This window comes from Lactobacillus sp. A27 (genome assembly GCF_016742815.1).
In the GTDB taxonomy this organism is placed as follows: Bacteria; Bacillota; Bacilli; order Lactobacillales; family Lactobacillaceae; genus Lactobacillus; species Lactobacillus gallinarum.
Genome location: NZ_JAEHNT010000022.1, coordinates 1 through 4,896, shown reverse-complemented (window position 1 = coordinate 4,896; position 4,896 = coordinate 1). Strand labels below are relative to the sequence as shown.

3 protein-coding genes and 1 pseudogene are annotated in these 4,896 nt (G+C 36.4%); 2 read left to right on the top strand and 2 right to left on the bottom strand.

Annotated elements, in window-relative coordinates; genetic code table 11:
- Positions 1–2,287, top strand: a 2,287-nt coding sequence (locus tag JEM49_RS04320; RefSeq protein WP_201873801.1) for an ATP-binding cassette domain-containing protein, incomplete at its 5' end; no start/stop codon positions are given.
- 51 nt (positions 2,288–2,338) lie between these two features.
- Here JEM49_RS04320 and JEM49_RS04315 read toward each other — a convergent pair.
- The gene (locus tag JEM49_RS04315) at positions 2,339–2,608 is read right to left on the bottom strand and encodes a hypothetical protein (RefSeq protein WP_201873798.1); all 270 of its coding nucleotides are present in this window, start codon (positions 2,606–2,608) and stop codon (positions 2,339–2,341) included.
- 130 nt (positions 2,609–2,738) lie between these two features.
- Between JEM49_RS04315 and JEM49_RS04310 the strand changes: the two are divergent.
- Positions 2,739–3,174, top strand: a pseudogene (locus JEM49_RS04310) (alpha-amylase family glycosyl hydrolase); the annotation flags it as partial.
- Between the two features lie 46 nt (positions 3,175–3,220).
- On the opposite strand, the gene JEM49_RS04305 reads toward JEM49_RS04310, so the two are convergent.
- Positions 3,221–4,792, bottom strand: a complete 1,572-nt coding sequence (locus JEM49_RS04305; protein WP_207187918.1) for an SH3-like domain-containing protein — start codon at positions 4,790–4,792, stop codon at positions 3,221–3,223.
- Positions 4,793–4,896 lie beyond the last annotated feature (104 nt).

Sequence of the window (4,896 nt, the reverse complement as noted above, 5' to 3'; positions counted from 1 at the left end):
GGCTGATGTAACTTCAGTTAAGCATATCCCTTCAGCGCTGGCTTTACGTCAGCGCCCCAGCGTTCCAAATGAAAGAGCAACCGTTGGTACAACAACTGAGACCTTTAATGTTTTGCGTTTGATTTTTTCACGGCTTGGTTCGCCTGTTTGTCCCAACGGTCATAGAGTCGCACCGAGTCTAGCAATTGCCGAAGCAATGTCCAAGCCTGGCGAAGAAATGGGACGGATTACCTGCCAAACCTGTGGTGTTAAGTTTTATGTTCCAAGTGCAGAAGAGTTCGCCTTCAATTCAGATGGAGCATGTACTGAATGCGGCGGTACAGGGAAGGTGCGTCAACTTGATGAAAATAAGTTGATTGCTGATGAAAATCTGTCCATCGAAGACGGCGCGGTTGCTTCGTGGTCATTGCCAGGACGTAATTTTATGCCAAGCGTTGCCCAGCATGCAGGAGTGCGCATTAATGTTCCATTTAAGGATTTAACTAAAAAAGAAAAAGACTTTGTCTTGAACGGTCCAGAAAAGAAATACAAGATGGACTTCTTATCCGGTACTGGTCGAGTTTTTCACGACTTCAATGCTCTTTATGAAAATGCGCACCAGGCAGTCCTGCGTTCAGCAAAGAGTAGCAAGAGTGAACGAGCACAAAAAAGAATTGCGGAATTCTTTACTTATTCAACTTGTCCAGTCTGTCATGGTACTAGACTTCGTCCTGAGCTACTTAAGCAGTTGGTTAATGGTAAAAATATTGATGAAGTCGAACATATGCAATTGGGTGACTTGCCAGCTTGGAGTAAGGAAGTTTTAGCTAAGTTACCAGAAGAAATGCATCAGATGGCTTCTTCATTGATTAAAGAATTCATCAATAATTTGCAGCCGCTACTTGATTTAGGGTTGGACTACTTAGCCATGGCACGTGCCGGAAATACGCTTTCAACTGGTGAGTTACAGAGAATCCAATTGGCTCGGACTCTGAGAACAGAAACCACCGGTGTTCTTTATGTATTAGACGAACCTTCTATCGGTCTTCATCCGGCTAATGTCGATGGTTTGATTAAAGTTTTACGTAAACTTGTTGCACAAGGCAATTCATTGGTCGTAGTTGATCACAATGTCGACATTATTAAGGCAGCCGATGAGATTATCGAAATCGGACCAGGATCTGGTGACCAGGGTGGGCAAATTTTAGCTCAAGGGACACCGCAAGAACTTGAAAACAATAAAAAGTCTTTGATTGCTCCATACTTAAATGGAACAGCTGATTTAATGGCAAGAAAAACGACTGATAAGATTAACCCTGATCAAATCAAATTTGAAGTGGAGCATTATTTCAACTTGCATGATATTAAAGCAGGAATTCCGATTAATCAAATTACTGCAGTAACTGGCTTTTCTGGAGCGGGTAAGACCAGTTTGATTTTAGATTCTTTAGTTCCGGCTATTGAGGCACAAGCTAAGGGTGAAAAGTTACCGAAACAAATTAAGAAATTCGTTTCACCTGTCCATAATGTAGTTAGTGTTGATGCGACACCGATTGGCAAGAGTACCCGTTCAACGGTTGCTACTTATACTTCAATCATGGATAATTTGCGTAAGCTTTTTGCTCATCAGCCGTTAGCAAAAGAAAAGCATTACACGCCAAGTTACTTCTCCTATAACAATAAAGAAGGTGCATGTCCTACTTGTGGTGGAACTGGAATTGTTACATTAGATATTCAATTTTTACCAGATATGCAGCAGACATGTCCAACTTGTCATGGTGAGCGTTACAATCCGAGAATTCAGCAAGTTAAGTGGCATGAGATGTCGATTGTTGATATGCTTAATTTGGATATTAATGAAGCCTTGCCTGTGTTTAAAAAGGTACCAAAGATCGAACGTGAATTAAAGTTACTCAAAGAAGTAGGGTTGGATTACCTGCATTTAGGTGAAAGTACACCAACCTTATCTGGTGGTGAAGCCCAGAGGTTGAAGCTAGTAACTCACTTGAGTCATAAGCAAGATGATACTTTATTTGTCTTCGATGAACCAACGATCGGTTTGCATCCCTTAGATGTGAAGGTTTTGGTAACCGTGATGCAAAAATTACTTGATCAAGGTGCAACCATTATCACGATCACACATGATTTGAATTTGATTGTAAACAGTGATTATATTTTGGATCTTGGACCACGCGGCGGTAAAGCTGGTGGTAGAATCGTGGCTGAAGGGATGCCGCGAGAATTGGTTAAGAATCCTGACAGTTTGACTACACAGTATTTAGCTGATTATTGGAAACAATTTGAATAGATAAAAAAACGAGTCTTTTTTGGGACTCGCTTTTGTGTAGAGAGAATGGGTTTACTGTTTTTCTTCTTTAGCACATTCCATAATTAATGATGCATTTCTTTTAAGGATTTCTATGTTGTTCTTTGTTTCTGAATAAGTAAAGTTATAATTATAAACTTCCTTATAGTCAGGAAGAGTGTAGCGGGCTTCCTTGAAGCCATAATCGGTTGGTTTTTCAAAATGTACATAAATTTTAATACCGTCTTTTTGGGATGGATCGGGAATTATTTGAGAATACGTAATTGATAATTCGCCTGGGAATTCAGCGTATGGATATAACATAAAAATCACTCCTCATGGATCTTTATTATTGTAGCAAAGAAATTGTCTGTATAGTAAATAGCTGATTATTGGAAAGAATTTGAATGGAAAATTAAAAACGTGTCCTTTGCAGACTCGTTTTTGTGTATGAAGAGATAATTCACGTGTGCCAATGCATTGGGATGGATAGTCAATATGCTGGCTTTAGTGATGTAAAGCCATGGCTGATGCCAACTGATCAAAATCAAGTTAATGTAGAGAAAGAACTAGCAAGTGGCGAAATTTTTGACTATTATCAAAAACTAATTAAGTTGCGTAAGAATGAAAAGTTAATTTCTTATGGGCATATTAAGATGTTCTTGAAGGATCATCCACAAGTTTTTGCATATGAACGCTTCTTAGATAACAGTGATAAAAAATTAGTAGTCTTTACTAACTTCTATGGCAAGGAATGTCAGGCTAAATTACCTAAAGAATATGTTAATAAGAACTATCAAGTTTTAATTAGCAATTATGAACATAACAGTAACCAATTTAAACAAGAGATCATCTTAAAGCCGTATGAGGCTTTAGCAGTTGTGATTTAGATAAGATAATAAAAAAGAATTGATAATCATAGTTAATTTGTGATTATCAATTCTTTTTATTTTGTTGATTTTTTATTTGTAGCAATTCGGGTCTGCGTGCTAATTCAATATAAGGGCGATTATTTTCTACAGCTATCCCTTCGGTTTCGCGCAAGGTATGAAATTGGTAGTGTTGTATGAGTTTTCCTGGATGGGTAATTATGAATAAATTATCATTAAAAGCTAGGTAAAACTTAGAATGACTAGAGGTAAAGCTTTGCAGAGGTGAATTGTTTTTTACAAAATCAGATTGAGTTGCTCCGATTTCTGTTGGCATCCATGTATTTCCGTTTCGACTTAATTTCCAGTATTCATATAATCCTTTGCTGGCATTATGAAAAGTAGCGTACATTAAGTGACTATTAATAAAGCAAGCGTTATGAAAATAGCGTGGATAATAGCTAGAACGATTCCATACTTTTATAGTCCAAAGATGGTTAATTTGGTAGTTTTTTCTAGAAATTTGAAAAATTTCTTCGGATTTATCGGGATTAGCTTCTTTGTTGCTGCTAGCCAGTACATAAATATATTTTTTAGTCATGCCGATAGATTGTCCGTGCCCCAGCTTCATATATGGAGATACTGCAATATTGCGTGATGTGTTTTTAAATTCTCGCCACTTCATAGTAAGTAAATTTTGTGATTTAAGTGGATCAGACAAATGATTGAGATTATAAGTAACTAGATGTCCCCATTCAACGTTAGGCTCACTGAAATATGAAACAGTTAATTGATTTTGTTTAAGGCTGATCCCTTGAGGAATAACTCCTATTTGATTAAGAGGAGTAGGTTGGGGCGTTAATGAATGAAAACGAGGTTGGTAAAATTGGGTTATCATCAAATTATGCTTATTATCATAATATCTATTAATTTTGGTTTCAGGCTGATAATTATTTTCGGGATTCCAATTTGGAGAAGAAGATTTAGAACTACCAGAGAATGTTTTTACTAAAGAAGGTCCAGCAATAGCAGTTCTGTTTGCGACAGTAATGCCTTCGTTTAAATTAGGTCTAACATGAACGTTGATTGTTGTTTTTAAATGATGGTATTTTAATTTAATTGTAAATTTACCAGGAGTTGTAGAATTAAAAAAATTTTGGGATGTAGATACTTTTTTAGGATCGATTAAGGTGCCGTGCTTGTCTGCAATATAAGAAATTGCATCCCTCACTGGGAAAGAGGAATAGGGATTACGAGTTAAAGATACATGCTTTGCCGCAAGTAGTTTGCTACGTAAAAAGAATTTTTCATTAACCCAACCAATTTGTCTACCGTTGACTGTTAATTGATAAAAACGCCCTTGCTTGGTTTGCGCTGATTTAAGAGATTGAAGCAAACCGTTCCTGAAATCCTTGGTAGAAGTGAAAGCATTGATACCACCGTCTTTAGAAATATTGCGATAAATTGGAAAATCATGGAGTCCAGCCAATTTAGTTTGAACATTAGTGTAAGTAGTTACTGGTGCAGGCTTTAACACGATAGATCCGTTTTTTAACGGATTAATTTTTAAAGGTAAATAAAAATATAGAATGAATAAAATTAATATCGGTAAAATTATAAAATATAAAAACTTTTTCATGATATTTATATTATCTACTAGAAACTGTCAAATCTTTTGTGTAAATAGTTCTTTCTCGTAAATTGATTTTTTAATTATTTATTTAATCAAAGTAGGATTCTAAG

Coding starts and splice junctions, on each gene's coding strand:
- JEM49_RS04305 (WP_207187918.1), bottom strand. CDS start 4,792: ATGAAAAAGTTTTTATATTTTATAATTTTACCGATATTAATTTTATTC.
- JEM49_RS04315 (WP_201873798.1), bottom strand. CDS start 2,608: ATGTTATATCCATACGCTGAATTCCCAGGCGAATTATCAATTACGTAT.